The following is a 17505-nucleotide window of genomic DNA, read 5'->3' as shown; positions in this document are numbered from 1 at the left end:
AAAATCATTAATTAATTGTTTTATATTGATATTTTATTTTTATTTCAGGGTGAAATCGCCAAAATTTCAGTGAGGTTACTCTACTGAAAATAGATAAAATATCTATGGCGAACTTTCTTATTGTCATTGCTGGTATTTATCGTGAAATATTATGCGTCTTTTCTTCCATCAAGTTAGGTTAAATAGAGAAAGTTAGTCACTGCAGATTTTGACAACAGATGTTTGTCGTGTCGGTTTTTACTACATATTAAGTGACCTACCCCCAGGATTAGATACAACGCTCACTTAGTAATGTCGGATCCTGACCCGCTCCTCGTATGTGATCCATTCATAATCAGGAATAACCGGCTTCATTCTGGCTGCATATTCTGGCAACCGGCAGATTTCTCGGCAAATTCAGAAGGAGTCATCCAGCCCAGGGCAGAATGGGGACGGCTCTGGTTATAGTGTATCCGCCAGCCCTCGATTTTGCACCGTGCATCCTCCAGAGACATGAACCAGTTCTCGTTCAAACATTCCTGCCGCAATCTGCCATTAAAGGACTCCACCGTAGCGTTGTCCGTCGGTGTTCCCGGGCGTGAGAAGTCGATCCTGATCCCTCTTTCATTCACCCACTTGTCCAGCATTTTCCCTGCAAATTCAGAACCATTATCGGTTTTCAGCAACTGCGGTAAAGGACGCCTGATTCAGCATCTCTGCCACTTCTGTTGAACGCAGATTCTGTCCCACGCAGATCCCCAGGCATTAGCGGGTGTAAAGGTCGATAACCGTCAACAGGCGTAGTCGTCGCCCGTCAAACAACGCATCAGAAACAAAATCCATGCCCCAGACGTGGTTTGGATATAAGCCCTGAGGCTGAGGCTGCGGCTGCTGGGCAGATTTATTGCGACGTGGCAGTTTGAGGCGTAGCGACAGCCCTTGCTCACAGTAGAGGCGGTAGATCCGTTTGTGATTGTCGCGCCAGCCCTCACGCCGGAGCATCACGTGTACCCGGCGATATCCGTAGTGAATTCGCGTTTCGGTGATCTCACGAATACGCAGGCGCAGTGCGCTATCATCGGCAGCAACAGAACGATATCTAAACGAGCTGCGGCTGAGCCGTAGCGCAAAACAGATTTGTCTTTCGCTGGCACCGTATCGGGCCTGTAAATCCCTGACCCATTCGCGCAGGCGTGCCAGCGTCAGTTCTTTTTTGCCAGCACATCCTGTAGCATCGCCTTGTCGAGGCTCAGATCAGCAACCAGCCTCTTCAGCCTGAGATTTTCCTCTTCGAGCTGCCGCATGTGCTTCAGCTCTGAAGGGGAAATTCCGCCGTATTTTTTACGCCACGTGTAAAAGGTGGCATCAGAGATACCCAGTTTACGGCAGACTTCAGGTACCGATGTACCCAGCTCGGCCTGTTTCAGGGCAAAGACAATCTGTTCTTCGGTGAATCGTGACTTTTTCATCGGCACAACCTCCACTCAGGGGAGTGTTTATCATGCCGGAATTCTGTTTCTGAATGGAACAGGATTTTGGGGTAGGGTCAATTACTACAAGCGTTTCTCAGGGCAGTTTGATGGCTGGTCAAGTATGAGAGTCAATATTCAATGGCGGTTAATGTTTCAATGGAACGACGGATATGCTGAAAGCATCTACCTCGATCCTCATCAAGACACCTAGCAGGGGGATTTATGCTTGATACCACTACTCGCGAACCTACTACGGTAGGCGAAATTTTGCAGGAAGAATTTTTAACCCCATTAGCCATTGGGCAGGAAGAACTGGCCGATATTATGGGCGTGACTCGCGCAACGGTTAACCGTTTGTGCAAAGGCCGTCGTCGTCTGACTGTAGAGGAAGCGACGCTGTTTTCTGGGTTCTGTCGCATTAAGGCGTCGTCAGGTAAAATGCTGTTTTTTTACGATGTTGCCTGCCCATGTCTCTCATTCGAAAAGCCTTCCGTCGTCTGCATTACCCCACTGATGTTATCGCTCAGTGTGTTCGCTGGTATCTCGCTTATGCCCTGAGCCTGCGTAACCTCGAAGAGATGATGGCAGAGCGCGGTATTCTTGTTGACCACTCCACTCTGCATCGTTGGGTTATCCGCTTGGTACCGTTGTTAGATAAGGTTTTTCGCCGACACAAGCGCACAGTAGGTCGGCGGTGGCGCATGGATGAAACCTACATCAAAATCAAAGGCCAGTGGAAGTATCTGTATCGGGCGGTCGATACAGCAGGTCACACCATCGACTTTTTGCTGACCGCCAAACGGGACTCTGCAGCCGCATTACGCTTCTTTCGCAAGGCTATTCGCCATCACGGCGAACCCGAGGTTGTCACTATCGATAAAAGTGGGGCTAACACCGCAGCTTTGGCCACGCTCAACGCGGACAAACCCGATGAGGAAGCGATTACCGTCAGGCAAAGTAAGTACCTGAACAACCTGATTGAGCAAGATCACCGAAATATCAAACGTCGGAGTCGACCGATGCTGGGATTCAAATCGTTTCGGCGGGCAAAAACGATCCTGGCCGGCATCGAACTGAGCAACATGATACGAAAAGGGCAATATCAACATCCGCAAAGTGAGGGATTGTCACTCGCGGAACAATTCTATTTGCTGGCTGCCTAAATAACCGACAACGCAACTTTGGCCAACTTCATGTCACTAATGCGACAAAGCCGTATGAAGATTATCAGCCTTAACGACAACCCCGGCCAAAACCGGGGGCTTTTCTTCTAAGCTCTAAATCTCCACCTTCCCGCGACCGTAAGCAGCGGCACCAAAGTCACCGACAGCGGTCAGTCGATGTCTAATGTCGGCAGCACGGTGGGCAGCGTACTGGGCAATGTCAATATGACCGCCGGTGAAGACCTGAGGGTGCAAGGCTCCGAGGTGTTAGCCGGTAAAGACATCAATCTGAGCGGTAAGAATGTCGCTATTGTGGCGGCGGAAAATCACAGCAGCCAAACCCATAGCGTCGAGTAAAAAAGCAGCGGCCTGACACTGGCGCTGTCCGGTGCGGTCAGCAGTGCCGCCAATACCGCCAGTGACGAAAGCAATGGACGACTGTCTGCGCTGCAATGGTCATGTTTTTCTCACCCACATTCTGCTTTTACTACAAATCTAGCTTGCTATGATGTGGCCAATATCATGGCGTGCCCCATACAATTTCATGCTCTCCAACTGGGAATGGGGCAACTACCTTATTTTTTAAAAGTGAACAGTAACTTAACAAATGATCTTGATAAAATAAGCTACAGATTATATATTGAGAGCATAAGCTACACCTTATGAGGACGTAATTTTGTGGACTGTGATTTTCACCCCGAGATTTGACGCCTGGCTACAGGAGCAAGAAGAGGGGATGCAGGAAAAGGTGCTCGCCGATTTATCTAACCTCGAAACCTATGGACCCAAACTGTCGCGCCCCTACGCTGATAGCGTGAAAGGTTCCAGGCATAAAAACATGAAGGAGCTTCGCGTGCAGTATTCAGGTCGACCGGTGCGCGCCTTCTTCGCTTTTGACCCAAAACGTCAGGCCATCGTGTTATGCGCCGGCGACAAAAGTAACGACAAACGATTTTACGACACGATGATCCGCATAGCGGATGAAGAATTCACCGTACATTTAACCGTTAACGAGGAGCAAAAATGAAAACACTACGTGAAGCTATAGCGTCTCGTTCGCCAGAAAGCCAGGCACGGATCAAAGAAATGGTGGAAGAGATGATCCTTGAAACAGGGTTACAGCTGATGCGTGAGGAATTGCAGCTTTCTCAAAAAACCTTAGCCGAATCGATGGGCGTCAGCCAGCCGGCCATCACCCAAATTGAACAGCGCGGCAACGATGTTAAGCTGGCAACGCTTAAACGCTATATTGAGGCAATGGGCGGGAAACTGAGTCTGACCGTTGAGTTTCCTGAGGGGGGGGGCAGGGTATTTCATATCTGAACCTCCGCAATCTCTGTGATAAAAGGCCGCACATGCGGCCTTTTGTTTGTCTATCCGGCTTTGTTCATGGTTAGGAAACTCAATCGCATCTTTCAAGAACGCCTGACCATTCCATCAACGTGTTACGTCATTGCCCCACACAATTTTATGCTCTCCGATAAGGAAAGAACGATGGAAGTTAAAGCTGAACAGTTTGTTACCAATGGGGGCCGGAGAGTGCTTACCGATGAAGGTCAGCAGGGCATGGGCGGTAAAACAGGGGTAGGCTCCACAACTGAAAGAAAGCAGGGCACAGTAGCAGCAGCTATTTATGCCAATTGTCCTGACCTAGACAGCAAACAGCTCGATGAGATCATAGAGTGGGTACGTCTTTACAGGCTTTGTCGCATTAGTGACATGAAGTTGGCCAAAGTTGCGTTGTCGGTTATTTAGGCAGCCAGCAAATAGAATTGTTCCGCGAGTGACAATCCCTCACTTTGCGGATGTTGATATTGCCCTTTTCGTATCATGTTGCTCAGTTCGATGCCGGCCAGGATCGTTTTTGCCCGCCGAAACGATTTGAATCCCAGCATCGGTCGACTCCGACGTTTGATATTTCGGTGATCTTGCTCAATCAGGTTGTTCAGGTACTTACTTTGCCTGACGGTAATCGCTTCCTCATCGGGTTTGTCCGCGTTGAGCGTGGCCAAAGCTGCGGTGTTAGCCCCACTTTTATCGATAGTGACAACCTCGGGTTCGCCGTGATGGCGAATAGCCTTGCGAAAGAAGCGTAATGCGGCTGCAGAGTCCCGTTTGGCGGTCAGCAAAAAGTCGATGGTGTGACCTGCTGTATCGACCGCCCGATACAGATACTTCCACTGGCCTTTGATTTTGATGTAGGTTTCATCCATGCGCCACCGCCGACCTACTGTGCGCTTGTGTCGGCGAAAAACCTTATCTAACAACGGTACCAAGCGGATAACCCAACGATGCAGAGTGGAGTGGTCAACAAGAATACCGCGCTCTGCCATCATCTCTTCGAGGTTACGCAGGCTCAGGGCATAAGCGAGATACCAGCGAACACACTGAGCGATAACATCAGTGGGGTAATGCAGACGACGGAAGGCTTTTCGAATGAGAGACATGGGCAGGCAACATCGTAAAAAAACAGCATTTTACCTGACGACGCCTTAATGCGACAGAACCCGAACAAGGCCAATGCTGGGATTCAGCTCATTTCGGCGCGCGCAAACGATATTGGCCGGCATTGAGTTAGTGCACATGATACGCAAAGGACAATTTGATCATCCCGGTGGTGCAGCGTTGTTACCGGCGGAACAATTTTATCTGTTGGCTGCCTAAAAAATAGACATCTACCATTCTTTCGTCTTCTCTTCGTTAATGCGACAGAACCAAAAAAACAGCATACTACCTGACCACGCCTTAATGCGACAGAACCCGATAGAGCACAGACAACAGTGCCGAAACACTGTTGTCTGTGAGGAGGTATTACTCTTAGAAGTTATATTTAACGCCTAACATGACCGCCGTATCACTGTAGCCTTTGTTGCCCACTTGCTGACCAACATTGCCCCACAGATTCACTTGCTTATTGAGCTGCCCTTCAACACCCATTTTCAGTTCCGCAATATTGGCTGCGCCGTCTTGTTTCACGGTCACGCTATCCATTGTAGTACCAAAATCGTTGGTATTATGGACCCAGTTCGCTTCAACAAACGGCTGGAATACCCGGTCTTTGCCTTTGTCCTGGTCACTGTAGCCCTTCATAAACGCTTTCACGCCCAAACGGGTCTGGATATTGCCATCACCTTCACCTGACACATTCGTGCCGTTGGCTTCTTTATGGTCATCGGCTTTCACACCCATCCACGTCACTTGTGCTTTTGGCTGGATAAAGTACGTGGCGTTTTTAGCAGCATTCTCGCCCACTTTAAAGGTATAGCCACTCTCAACAGAAGCCGTTACCCCTTTGGACTTGTATTCTTCAGACGCTAAATCCTGACCCTCCACGGTGTTGTTAAACCAGCTGTACTGTGCCCAGCTGTCCACGTATAAGCCAGACTTGTCGGCATCATTGGCATACCAGGTACCGTAAATGCCGGTGCTGTAACCGTCAGTTGACCCTTTGGCGTTGTAACCCGACAAACTGGACACTGTGGTACTCTTGCTGTTGCCGTAACCGGCCATCAGGCCCAGATGGAAACGGTCCCTGTCGTTATTGCTCCATTGCGCAATATCGCCACCCAGTTGCACCACGTAACGGTTAGCCTGTGTGCGCAACTGACCCGAGGTATCACGGGAACGATTGTGCCCGCCTTCATTACGCAGCCACAGGCTGGTGACTTTCTGCTCGCCGGTCAGGGCATCAATGTACTGCGTTTCACCCAGGCGGTCATGCAGTGTAGTGACAAACATATTATTGACTGCCGCCAGGTTGGCGGTATAGCTGCCAGCTTCCGGACGTTGAAGCAGTGTTGGTGGTGTTGGTGTTGGTGTTGGTGTTGGTGTTATTACACTGGTCAGATACCAGTTGCTGGCATTTGTATCTGCACCGCGCACCAATAAGTAATCATAGGCACCCGCCACAATACGGCCATTTTTGACAAACTCCCCATCAGAAACACCGCTAACCTGTATTAACTCAATACCATTGAGCGTTGCGGCACCACTGCCACCGAGGTTGTTCACACCCACATACGTGGTTCCGGCAGTACTGCCGTTCACCACCAACTTATCGGTGACCGATGCATCATCAGCCAGCACGGTATTCAACAGCAGGCTGCCGCCATTCCCCACATAATCGCCGTTAATGATGGTGACATCGCCCGCGCGGCCGTTGTCCATGCTCAGGATACCGGTGCTGGCGTTGGTGAAGGTACCAACATTGTTGAATGTGGTGGTCTGCACCGGGTCAGTTACAGACCCGTTCGCGGCGATAAGGGTGCCGTTATTGACCAGGCTATTGCTGGCTGTCAGCGCGCCGAACTCATTGGTCCCACCTGCGGTGACCCAAGAGCCGCCGGCGTTGTTAATGACACGGTTGCCTTCATCGCTCAGTTGAACAGTCCCCTGCAACAGGCCACTGTTGGTGAGGGTTCCCTGTGCTCCGCTGGTCTGGATAGCGATATCTGAAGCGCTGCCTGATAAATTACGGACAGTCCCGGCGTTGGTGATATCGATTGGCGTGGTCGAATTGACGTCAATACCGGTAAGAGCGCCTTGCACCGTACTGCCAGTGTTCACCGAGACAGAGACCGGTCCAAGGCCGGTGTTTATCGCCTGAATGCCACTCTGGGCTGTGCCGGTCACCGTACCGGTGGTGGTAATCGATGTTACCCCCGTGCCGCGATTTTCAGCAAGAATACCAACGTTTCCGGAGACATCAGCGGCCTGGATGGTCAGGTCGGTGCCTTGGTTATAAGCATAAATACCAGACTCGTCCGTACCAGTTGCAGTGCCAGTGCTGGTGATGGATAGCGCACCAGTGCCACTGTTGATGGCTAAAATGCCTACATCACCTCCAAAGACATCAGTGGCGTGGATGGTCAGGTCTGTGCCGAGGTTGGTAGTAGAAATACCATATCCATCCGTACCCGTACCCGTTGCCGTGCCGGTGCTGGTGATTGACAGCGCACCTGAACCGTCGTTTCGTGCGAGAATACCGGACTGGTATCCAGACACCGTACCGGTGGTGGTAATCGATGTTACCCCCGTACCTCTATTTATGGCATAAATGCCTGCACCGTCACCAAAGACATCGGCAGCCTCAATGGTCAGGTCCGTGCCATCGTTGGTGGCCATAATGCCAAACTGGTTTGTTCCGGTGACTGTACCAGTGGTAGTGATTGACAGCACTCCTGCACCGTCGTTTCGTGCTAAAATCCCGTCCTCCTGTCCGGTGATAGTTGAACCATTGTCGTCGGTAAAGCTCAGACCGTCGGTCCCATTCAGATTAAACGCCTCGTCTGAACTGGTAACGATGCCGAAGTTAGGCTCAGTGGTTACTGACAACGGTGAACCTGACAAGTACTGAGTGGAATCGGTTACGCTATCCTGAACTCCCGAACAGGTATAAACACCGAGCGAGCCAGTACACGAGCCTGCGTGAGCCATTCCGGCCATACTACAGAGGATGACTGTACTCAGGGTGCTCAGAAGAAATTTACGCCTACGAGTATCGCTGGGATGAGGGCAACGGGTTAATTTTAACATTTAATTTATCTGTTCCTGTGGAAGGTATTGTTGCCTTTTATAAGGGCTACGGTATGGTTGTGGCATGTGCTACCAATAAAGGCATCAATATCTGTAATTCAAAGAAATAATACAGACAAAAACCATCAAAAAGGGCCGCAATAAAATTATAGTAAAAAAGTCCTAAATAGCTAATGCCGGACAAGTCGATGTTAGGGGACATCTTATTAGAAACAATACCTTTGGCGGTCGTCCTTAACTGAGTAATTCTATTGATTGGCTACGGGATAAGTATGGCTCACGATGTTTCTATAAACGCTCAACAATGATATTGTTATATAAGACAGCATTATATGGCGATAATTATTAACTTGATATAGGAATACAGCCTCTATTCAGTGAGAAATTTCCCATTTAACAGGGGCGATTTTGTCGCATTAAGGCGTTGTCCGGTAACATGCTGTTTTTTTGTGATGTACATTCCGCTGCTCTGTTGAAAATATTCTACAAAATCGAAGGGGCCTTATTCTGGGCATAGTGAGGCCACTAACGAATAGAACGGTGCTTGTTGCAAAAAATGGAGTTGTCATGAAAACTGAGGCTATTCATCCCTTCTTCAGTGAACCCACATGACCCCTAGCGATTGGCTTTGTCGCATTAGTGACATGAAGTTGGCCAATCACGCTGCCAAAACCTGGCCTGCAACCGGAGGTGTAGTTGACTTGATGGTTAGGAAGTTGGATCCCTTTTTTTCCCTTAGGTTAGAGGCAAGATAGGGTGATAGGGCCATGAGTTTCGTCAGCTCATGCAGCGCGACGTTGACGATTGGTTAAAATAACCCCCATTTTGATGCCCAATCCAAATTTCAGGCAGATCTTCCCTATGCCGCCTGCCGCAACCATCGCTCTGTTTTGAACTCCTGCCGACGTCGCGCCAATAACTCTTCTGCACGGATACCGGCTTCCGCACTGTTAAAAACCATCCGACTACCACACAACACGCACTGGTAAGGATCCACATTGGTAAATTGTTTCATCAGCGACGCAAAGCCCGGTTTCTGCGGTTTTTTCTTCATTTCAATCCCCAGGGCGGTGTAGACCTTAGGCAATAACTCACCCCGTTTGCGGTTGGCCAGAAAACCGTAATACCTGACCATCTTAAAATGGCGTGACGGGATATGGCTGATATAGCGCCACAGCATCTCTTCCTGGCTAAGTCGTTGTGTGCGGTGCCGCTGAGTCCGGTGGTCATAGTAATGATGAACAACGGCTCCGCCGGTGTAATGGCGCAACTTTGAGGCGGCAATGGGCGGCCGTTTCAGATAACGGCCCAGGTAGTTGACGTTTTGCCGGGCGTGCTTTGTCTTTTTGGCAAAGTGGATTTTCCAGCGCCGCTGGAACTGCACCTCAAGAAACTGGCACCACTCGCGATAATCCCGAACGTGTTCATAGCCGGCAGCGGGTAAGTCCAGCTCTGCATAGCTTTCCCGCAACAGGGCGATGACGGCCTGACGCCAGTAACGTTCAACGATTTTCTTTTTGAAGTAAACCGGTCGCCAGACACCGTGTTTGAGACACAGTCCCCCGCGGGTGACGGACAGATGAATGTGGGGATGCTGATTAAGCTGGCGACCGTAGGTATGCAGGGCCACAAACAGGCCTATTTCGATACCAAGTTTTTTGGCCCATTTGAGCAGAGTATTGGCGGCGCAGGCGAAGAGTTTGTTGAGTAGAGGCCAGTTGTTGGCAAAGGCAGGCCAGAGTTTATCGGGCATAGTGAAGGTAATGTGCTGCCATTCACAGTCGGGGAGAACATGCTGTTGCTCAGCAATCCATTGCTCGGTGGCCTTCATGCCACAGGCGCTGCACCCTTTGCTTTTGCAACTTTGGCAGAAGTATTTGGTGTGAGAACAGTGGGCGGAAGCACAACAATATCGGCGAACGCCCATTGCCCCGGTACCGCAAGCAAGCATCCGTTCGATGACGAGTTTGGTCCATTCTGGGACGACGTTACCGTGTTTAGTGAGTAACTGGCCCCAACCATCATCAATCTGGAAGAGGAGTTTTGCCGGTCGAGGTATGTGCATACACGGAATTATAGCGAGCTACGATGCCTGAAGAAACACATTCTCTAACAGAGTCTTAGCTCCCGCCGTAGGCGGGCTACTGTTCTACCGGCCGGAGGAAGACTTAGGGGACGAGAAAGGCTATGAGTCCTATCCATGGTTTATTAAGCGTGCGCACAGTCCGGCTCGGGGCGTGTACAGCGTACATTTAAACCCGTATCTCATTCCCTTCTTTATCGGTTTACAAAATCGATTTACGCAGTTTCGTCTCGGTGAAACGAAAGAGATCACCAGCCCCTATGCCATGCGACTCTATGAGTCATTATGCCAATACAGAAGAAGTGATGGGACCGGGGTCGCTATTCTGGGGGTGAAATGGATGATTGAACGCTATCAATTGCCACAGAGCTATACGCGAATGCCTGATTTCAGGCGCCGATTCCTCAATCCCATTGTCGAAGAGATCAATAAACGAACGCCAATAAGTCTTGATTATATTGAAAAAAAATCAGGTCGTAAGACGACTCACATCGTATTTTCCTACACTGAAGTGTGACAAATAACCCTCCATGTGTACGTCGGCAGTTTTTTTTTCCCCATGAAAGACCAGCACATATAGCAATTATCTAACATAGCTCACCAGAGTGAGGGTCATATGTCACAGTCATCCAGAAATCCTGGTTGCTCAAGGCAATATGTCACACACCGTTCTATATATTGAGGGTAGATTGTCACACTATTAGCCCAATTTAAGGCTTAGAAAAACACTCCAAGCCAAAAATCTTGTAAACTATTAACACCCAAAATTTCATACTTCATACTTCATACTTCATACTTCATATTTATTATTTTATACTCTATGTTTTATCACTCCATTTTAAAATACGCGTCTAGGGCTTCGCGAACCAACGCACTGACATTTTTAGGCGCGACTCCCGCACGCTTATTGGCCAGAGCCCTATCTTCAAGCTCACGCAGCAAGCCTTCAGGTAACGATATAGTAGTTCTGGTTAGCGTTTCAGGCTGTAAGGACGGTTTTTTCTCTTCACCGTAAGGTCTGTCAGCCAACCGGTTCGCCAGTGCTTCGGCGTCTGCTTCAGTCACTTCTTTACGCAACTGGGGCTTTTTAAGTGCCATCAGAAAACCTCCTGTAACAAAGCCAAAACTTCCGCTTTGGCATTGTCATTGTCGGTTTCCAGTACTGAGCGCCCATCGGACATCACATCACGATAAATTTTTCGGTAGCACCCGACACTACTCAGAGGAACCAGCCCATCGAACTCTTTCACATACTCAAGAAACTCATTGCGTTCCGTACCCCGTATCAAGGGATTAGTTGTCGCCATCGTCTGATAACACCACGCTTTTAATTCGGGATTCAAATCTCGCATGCTCTCCAGTTGCTGCTGAAGTTCCATCAGCGTATCCAGATCTAACTGGGAACACTGGTGTGGCGCAATAATTTGATGGGCAACGGTACCGCCGGTGATCAGTTCCCGACTGTTACGGCCAGCAACATCGACGATAACCTGACCGAACCGATTCTCCAGACTTTTTAGCGTCTGGGAGATATTGTCACGTTTCTCAATCAAGGTGATGGCCGGTTTGAGTCCCGAGAGTTCCCGCTCGGCATACCAACGCGAGGCGGAGCGCTGAACATCAGCATCGACCAGACAAACGTCTTCCCCGCGCAGTGCCAGGCCAATGGCGATATTGATGGCAGTGGTGGTCTTGGCCGCGCCACCTTTGTTACATCCGATAATCGTGATCATTGTCCATCCTCTGTTCGATCATTTACCCGTATTACATCACAAGTATTAATTATTACCTATTACCTATTAAGTATTAAGTATTAAGTATATTGCTTTTATTAATCAATACGTAACATATTTATCTGCCGTTATCCTTGCGAACATCGGTGGGAACAGGCTTGAATGTACCTTCACTGTGCGTCGGAATGGTCGTGATCAGCCGTCGTGCATCATCCGTATTCATACTGAACCGCACGCCAAACTGCTGGCCAACCTCAAGGGTAAAGACTCTGGTGTACACTTCCGTACTCTTCAGCTCTTTATGGCCCATAAAAGCTTGGACCACTTTCAAGGGCACACTGTGCTGGATCAGGTGCATGGCGTAACTGTGTCGAAAAGTTTTGGTGGTCACCGGATTAACCCGAAACACAATCCCGTCACGTTCGGCACTGTCCACCGCGCGGGTGAGCCAGTTACGCGCCGTGTCATCGGTGATAGGCCACAGCGGCTCATGCCGTTTGGGTTTGAATGTGGCCAGATATTCCCGCAAACGAAGTGTATAAGTTTGGTCCGATAATGGGATAGCTCGGTCAAATCCTTGAACTTGTTCTATTTTCGTAGGCCGGCCAGGTTTACGCCGGCGCTGCTTGAGTGTACGCAGCACAATAAAAGGACGGCCTCCGTCCAGCTCAATGTCGGCCGGGGTGATGGACAGAGCTTCATTAATCCGGGCCCCGGTATTCCACAGCGTTTCCATCAGCAACCGTTGATGTAAGTCAGCAAAATACCCGAGCAGCACCGACACTTCCGGGGCTAACAGGTATGCCGGCGTACCAAGATTGGCCCGTAGCGCCATGTTGCGCAGTTCGGCTGCGCCCTGCCAGTCAAAATAACTGCCGATCGCGCTACGCGAAAAGTTTTCCGGTTCGTGGGGTATAAGGCTCACGTTTTTAATCTCCGCGATCGTCGGACTGATGACCCGTCATGTGACAACGCGCCCTCAATATTGCCAAGTGTTATCACCATTGTGCCGTAAAAGTCACGCTCAGCCGAGCGCAATAATTCCCTGATCGGATCCGGGATCATTCGGTTATTTTTCTATAATGGATTAAATACCGAGCAAAGAAAATAAAAAAAGGCCGCGACAGACGCCCGTCATACCGTGCCCCTTTGCCTCTCGGAACCTCATAGTGTATGAAGGTGAGATGAAAAACACAAGATATAGCCTTATCCACAGAAAAAGGGGGTAAGGTGGGGAGGATTCGGGGCTTTACCTCAAAAACCGAAAAGGATCCCAAAGGAAAAGAAAGACAGAAATTAATGAGAAGACGGTCTTAAATTGGTTTTGTCGCATTAACAGAGCGAGGTCGGCAAAATAGCACTGCCTATTTTTCCAGCGGCCAACAGATAAAATTGTTCCGCCGGTGATAATGCGGCGCCACCGGGATGATCAAGTTGTCCTTTGCGTATCATGTGCACTAACTCAATGCTGGCCAATATCGTCTGCGCGCGCCGAAATGAGCTGAACCCCAGTATCGGCCTTATTCGTCGTTTGATATTACGGTGGTCCTGCTCCACAAGGTTGTTCAGGTATTTGCTCTGCCTGATGGTTATCCTTTCTTCTTCTGGTTTGTTGGTATTGAGTGTGGTCAAGGCGGCCGTGTTGGCACCACTTTTATCAAGGGTCACTATCTCAGGTTCACCGTGATGCCGAATAGCTTTGTGAAAGAAGCGTAATGCGGAAGCCGCGTCCCGTTTGGCGGTCGGCAAAAAGTCGATGGTCTGGCCTGCAGTATCGACCGCGCGGTACAGATATTTCCACTGACCTTTGACTTTGATGTAGTTTCATCCATGCGCCACCGACGACCTACTGAGCGTTTATGTCGGCGAAATACCTTATCCAGCAAGGGCACCAAACGGATGACCCAACGGTGAAGCATGGAGTGGTCAACGATAATACCGCGCTCTGTCATCATCTCCTCGAGATCACGCAGGCTCAGGGCATAAGCCAAATACCAGCGAACACACTGAGCCATAATATCAACAGGATAATGCGGGCGTTTGAAGTATTTTCGGATCAGAGACATAGTCAGGTAACATCAAAAAAAACAGCATGTTACCTCACAACACCTTAATGCGACATAACCCTACCGACGCGGCTACTGATTTTTTTCTCTGTATTTTAAATAATAAACATTTAAGTTGTTAATGCCATATTTTCTACAGATACTACGACGATAGCCACTGACAGTTTTATAACTGAGTGATAACTTCTTTGAAATCTGAACAGAATTTAAACCTGATATAATACATTGTAATGTTTCATTTTCTCGTTTAGTTAATTTATTTTTAACAAGATTTTCGTCATCAAGAGGTATGAAATGACCGTCATAGCGGTTGTGACATATTGTTCCTACTGTTTTTTTAATGTAAGGAATATTACTTTTTCTGTATATGACTGCATGATATATATTAGGGAGGCTAGACAGGTCAGAGTAGTTGTCACAAAATAAAATAATCCCTACATTGTGGGCTGACTTTATTTTAATTAATAGATCATGAACTTCACTATGTTTGAATCCAGTAATGTCAAGTAGTATCAGCTTGAGTTTCCCATCCATATTTTTTATCAGTGAGGAAATAGAACGGTAAACCCTTATTACTGAGTCTTCTGACTGTTGGTATAGCACATCATTCAATAGTATTTTGAAAGAGAAAGACATCAGTCCGCACTGACTGAGGATAAAATAGTTCATATAAAAATTCCTTTTATTTTTAACTAATGAATGGAAATAAGAAAATCCACTGCGAAATAGTGATGTATACTGCATGAGCATTTGTTTATTATATCTAATTTATTTCTAATGAAATACATCATGATTATTTACTAATAAAACTCGCGGAAAGATAAATATAGCCGTAGTTAACATCATTGCTAAAGGCCAAAAAGCGCCATGCCTTCCCCCAATAATGCTTCGCTGGAAACAGCGGCTATATAAATGGAAAGTCAATTAGCCTGCCAGAAAAAGTGACAGCTAATTTTATTAGAACTTAAGATTTCAGCTATTTGTAGCAGGTCATAATCATCTGATTTTTATTTACTTATATCTAATATAGAAATCTAGGTTGGAAATTATATTTCACACCTAGCATTACAGCGGTATCACTGTAACCTTTGTTGCCGATTTGCTGGGCAACATTACCCCACAGGTTGATTTTTTTATTGATTTGGCCTTCAACACCCACTTTTAATTCACCGATATTGGCGGCCCCATCTTGCTTCACTGTCACGTTATCCATAGTGACCCAAAGTCTTTGGTATTATGGATCCAGTTTGCTTCTACAAATGGCTGAAATACTCGGTCTTTACCTTTATCCTGGCTGCTATAGCCATTCATAAAGGCTTTCACACCCATCCAGATCACCTGCACTTTTAGGCTGGATAAAGTAGGTGGCATTTTTAGCGGCATTTTCACCAATTTTGAAGGTATAACCACTCTGAACCGAGGCAGTTATCCCCTTAGAGTTATATTCTTCAGTATTCAAATCTTAACCGTCAACGGTGTTGTTGAACCAGCTGAATTGCGCACAACTGTCGACATATAAGCCAGACTTATCGGCCTCGTGGCATACCAGGTCCCGTAGACACCGGTGCTGTAACCGTCAGTTGACCCTTTAGCGTTGTAACCGGACACTTGCGAGATGGTGGTGCTTTTGCTGTTACCATACCCAGCCATAACGCCCAGATGGAAACGGTCCATGTCGTTATTGCTCCACTGAGCAATATCTCCGCCTAATTGCAGCACATAACGGTTAGCCTGTGTCCTCAGTTGATCTTGAGAATAACGAAAACGGTTATGCCTACCGTCGTTACGCAACCACATACTGGTTACTTTCTGTTCGCCAGTCTATACGTCGATATACTGAGTTTCGCCCAAACGATCATGCAAACGAGTGACAAACATATTATTAGCCGAGGCTAAGTTGGCAGTATAGCCGCCAGCTTCTGGACGCTCAGTCATAGCAGATGGAGCTATTAGTAATTTTAAATGTAATTGAACCATTCTCGGTAACCATTTTTACTTTCGTAAATATGGAGTGTAGGCTACGCCAGAGTATAATACTAATGTTTAATTTTTTTATATCTTGTTATGATTTTAGCTATAATTTATTTTTTTTAATATAGGATATAGTACATATTATTGTAGGAATTTTCTTTATTCTTTTTTTTGTAAAATCACATAGAAAATTTCGGTGTTGCCGGCAATTAGTTGAATCTGATAGTCGTGTATTCAATAAGTTGATACCGATTCAAGGCGTTGTTGAATAAATCGAACTTTTGGCCGTAGTTAGGATCAGATCACCACACTCCTGATCCTGCAGCGATATCACGTGGCAAAACAAAAGTTCAAAATCACCAACTGGGCCACCTACAACAAGGCGCTTGTCAATCGGGGCTCACTGACATTCTGGCTTGATGAGTCGGCCATTCAGGCCTGGTATGACGAGCCCAACACGTCTTTACGCGGTCGTCCGCAACGTTATTCTGAGCTGGCCATTTCAACCGTTCTGATGCTCAAACGCGTTTTTCGCCTCACACTTCGCGCTGCGCAGGGATTCATTGACTCCATCTTTACCCTAATGAAGCTCCCGCTCCGTTGCCCGGATTATTCCTGCGTCAGCAGGCGGGCTAAATCCGTCAGCATCCCTTTCAAAAACCCAACACGCGGTGAAATTGCCCATCTGGTTATCGATTCCACCGGCTTAAAAGTCTTCGGTGAGGGTGAGTGGAAGGTGAAAAAACACGGCCAGGAAAAGCGCCGCGTCTGGCGGAAACTGCACCTGGCGGTGGATGCTGATACGCATGAGATTATCTGCGCTGACCTGTCCCTAAACAACGTGACTGATGCAGAGGCATTCCCGGGGCTTATCCGTCAGACGCACAGGAAAATCAGGGCTGCCTGTGCCGACGGGGCTTATGACACAAAGCGGTGCCACGACGAGTTGCGGCGCAAGAAAATTAAGGCGCTTATCCCGCCGCGAACGCGCGCCGGCTACTGGCCGGTGGAGTATGCCGACAGAAATCAGGCGGTGGCGAGGCAACGGCTTACTGGGAGCAATGCGTACTGGAAATGGCACACGGCTTATAACCGGCGTTCAGTGGCCGAAACGGCGATGTACCGCGTAAAACAGCTGTTTGGTGGGCATCTTACGTTGAGGGATTACGATGCGCAGGTTGGAGAAACTATGGCCATGATCCGTGCCTTAAACAAAATGACGCGTGCAGGGATGCCAGAAAGTGTGCGGATTGCCTGAGGAAGTCAGTGACGAGAGGCGCTTTTATCTAAATCCGAATTATTCAACAAAGCCTCCCAGCATCAGACGTATACGACGCTACAAATAAATCAATAAGTTATTTAAAAAAAACAATATTATGAGAAATCTCCTACAAACTTAACCAATTTGTCCTATATTAATATCTATATTTATTGAGTATCTTCAGAATTGTTTAAAAGCAGTAATTGGATATTCTAATATTTCCTAACAATTGACCATGCACT

Annotated in this window: 15 protein-coding genes and 5 pseudogenes; 10 read left to right on the top strand and 10 right to left on the bottom strand. The window is 47.9% G+C overall.

From position 1 onward, the window contains the following. Nucleotides 1-350: 350 nt before the first annotated feature. Nucleotides 351-1448 (bottom strand): annotated as a pseudogene (locus V2A84_RS00855) (IS3 family transposase). Between V2A84_RS00855 and V2A84_RS00850 the strand changes: the two are divergent. The 7 genes and pseudogenes from V2A84_RS00850 to V2A84_RS00820 all read left to right on the top strand — a co-directional run bounded on the left by V2A84_RS00850 (nt 1339) and on the right by V2A84_RS00820 (nt 4369). Then, nucleotides 1339-1662: a type II toxin-antitoxin system RelE/ParE family toxin gene (locus V2A84_RS00850; protein WP_420804354.1), complete on the top strand. Its 324-nt coding sequence runs from the start codon at nt 1339-1341 to the stop codon at nt 1660-1662. The pseudogene V2A84_RS00855 and the gene V2A84_RS00850 sit on opposite strands and share 110 nt — an antisense overlap. Nucleotides 1663-1673: 11 nt before the next feature. Next, nucleotides 1674-2009: a HigA family addiction module antitoxin gene (locus V2A84_RS00845; RefSeq protein WP_442848498.1), complete on the top strand. Its 336-nt coding sequence runs from the start codon at nt 1674-1676 to the stop codon at nt 2007-2009. Beyond that, nucleotides 1919-2614, top strand: a complete 696-nt coding sequence (locus V2A84_RS00840) for an IS6 family transposase (protein ID WP_442821523.1) — start codon at nt 1919-1921, stop codon at nt 2612-2614. The genes V2A84_RS00845 and V2A84_RS00840 overlap by 91 nt, the downstream gene beginning before the upstream one ends. Before the next feature lie 141 nt (nt 2615-2755). Next, a pseudogene (locus tag V2A84_RS00835) lies at nt 2756-3067 on the top strand (hemagglutinin repeat-containing protein); the annotation flags it as partial. A 223-nt stretch (nt 3068-3290) separates the two neighbouring features. Next, the gene (locus V2A84_RS00830) at nt 3291-3641 is read left to right on the top strand and encodes a type II toxin-antitoxin system RelE/ParE family toxin (protein WP_442821533.1); all 351 of its coding nucleotides are present in this window, start codon (nt 3291-3293) and stop codon (nt 3639-3641) included. Continuing rightward, nucleotides 3638-3937 (top strand): helix-turn-helix domain-containing protein, encoded by a 300-nt coding sequence (locus V2A84_RS00825; RefSeq protein ID WP_442821532.1) that lies wholly within the window; start codon nt 3638-3640, stop codon nt 3935-3937. The genes V2A84_RS00830 and V2A84_RS00825 overlap by 4 nt, the downstream gene beginning before the upstream one ends. Before the next feature lie 171 nt (nt 3938-4108). Next, nucleotides 4109-4369 (top strand): hypothetical protein, encoded by a 261-nt coding sequence (locus V2A84_RS00820; RefSeq protein ID WP_442848497.1) that lies wholly within the window; start codon nt 4109-4111, stop codon nt 4367-4369. On the opposite strand, the gene V2A84_RS00815 is transcribed toward V2A84_RS00820, so the two are convergent. After that, entirely contained in the window at nt 4366-5061 is a 696-nt protein-coding gene (locus V2A84_RS00815; protein WP_442821523.1) for an IS6 family transposase, read from the bottom strand. The two genes, V2A84_RS00820 and V2A84_RS00815, sit on opposite strands and share 4 nt — an antisense overlap. A gap of 55 nt (nt 5062-5116) precedes the next feature. Between V2A84_RS00815 and V2A84_RS00810 the strand changes: the two are divergent. Further along, nucleotides 5117-5278, top strand: a pseudogene (locus V2A84_RS00810) (IS6 family transposase); the annotation flags it as partial. A gap of 153 nt (nt 5279-5431) precedes the next feature. Here V2A84_RS00810 and V2A84_RS00805 read toward each other — a convergent pair. Both V2A84_RS00805 and V2A84_RS00800 read right to left on the bottom strand, forming a co-directional pair. Further along, nucleotides 5432-8149 (bottom strand): autotransporter outer membrane beta-barrel domain-containing protein, encoded by a 2718-nt coding sequence (locus tag V2A84_RS00805; protein WP_442848496.1) that lies wholly within the window; start codon nt 8147-8149, stop codon nt 5432-5434. Nucleotides 8150-9008: 859 nt separating this feature from the next. Then, nucleotides 9009-10214: an IS91 family transposase gene (locus V2A84_RS00800; RefSeq protein ID WP_442848495.1), complete on the bottom strand. Its 1206-nt coding sequence runs from the start codon at nt 10212-10214 to the stop codon at nt 9009-9011. Between the two features lie 76 nt (nt 10215-10290). On the opposite strand from V2A84_RS00800, the pseudogene V2A84_RS00795 reads away from it, so the two are divergent. After that, a pseudogene (locus V2A84_RS00795) lies at nt 10291-10749 on the top strand (RepB family plasmid replication initiator protein); the annotation flags it as partial. A 311-nt stretch (nt 10750-11060) separates the two neighbouring features. Here the strand turns inward: V2A84_RS00795 and V2A84_RS00790 are convergent. The 6 genes and pseudogenes from V2A84_RS00790 to V2A84_RS00765 form a co-directional block, all read right to left on the bottom strand. Further along, complete coding sequence (locus tag V2A84_RS00790; protein WP_420072592.1) at nt 11061-11330, bottom strand: hypothetical protein; 270 nt, start codon at nt 11328-11330, stop codon at nt 11061-11063. Further along, nucleotides 11330-11965 carry an AAA family ATPase gene (locus V2A84_RS00785; protein WP_442821526.1) on the bottom strand — a complete coding sequence of 212 codons (636 nt, stop codon included), beginning with the start codon at nt 11963-11965 and terminating at the stop codon, nt 11330-11332. The genes V2A84_RS00790 and V2A84_RS00785 overlap by 1 nt, the downstream gene beginning before the upstream one ends. Before the next feature lie 118 nt (nt 11966-12083). Next, nucleotides 12084-12890: a tyrosine-type recombinase/integrase gene (locus tag V2A84_RS00780; protein WP_442848494.1), complete on the bottom strand. Its 807-nt coding sequence runs from the start codon at nt 12888-12890 to the stop codon at nt 12084-12086. 407 nt (nt 12891-13297) lie between these two features. Beyond that, nucleotides 13298-14031, bottom strand: a protein-coding gene (locus tag V2A84_RS00775) for an IS6 family transposase (RefSeq protein ID WP_442848493.1) whose coding sequence is annotated in 2 segments (ribosomal slippage) — nt 13298-13788 and nt 13788-14031 — 735 coding nt in all. Because the reading frame shifts where the segments join, the coding sequence is not laid out codon by codon here. Nucleotides 14032-14103: 72 nt separating this feature from the next. Next, entirely contained in the window at nt 14104-14700 is a 597-nt protein-coding gene (locus V2A84_RS00770; RefSeq protein WP_442821522.1) for a response regulator transcription factor, read from the bottom strand. 352 nt (nt 14701-15052) lie between these two features. Next, nucleotides 15053-15966: pseudogene (locus tag V2A84_RS00765) on the bottom strand (autotransporter outer membrane beta-barrel domain-containing protein); the annotation flags it as partial. A gap of 370 nt (nt 15967-16336) precedes the next feature. On the opposite strand from V2A84_RS00765, the gene V2A84_RS00760 reads away from it, so the two are divergent. Continuing rightward, complete coding sequence (locus tag V2A84_RS00760; RefSeq protein WP_226717630.1) at nt 16337-17260, top strand: IS5 family transposase; 924 nt, start codon at nt 16337-16339, stop codon at nt 17258-17260. Nucleotides 17261-17505: the final 245 nt, after the last annotated feature.

The sequence above is a fragment of the Yersinia sp. 2553 StPb PI genome (genome assembly GCF_052217105.1).
In the GTDB taxonomy this organism is placed as follows: domain Bacteria; phylum Pseudomonadota; class Gammaproteobacteria; order Enterobacterales; family Enterobacteriaceae; genus Yersinia; species Yersinia enterocolitica_E.
This window is presented reverse-complemented; position numbering and strand designations above follow the sequence as displayed.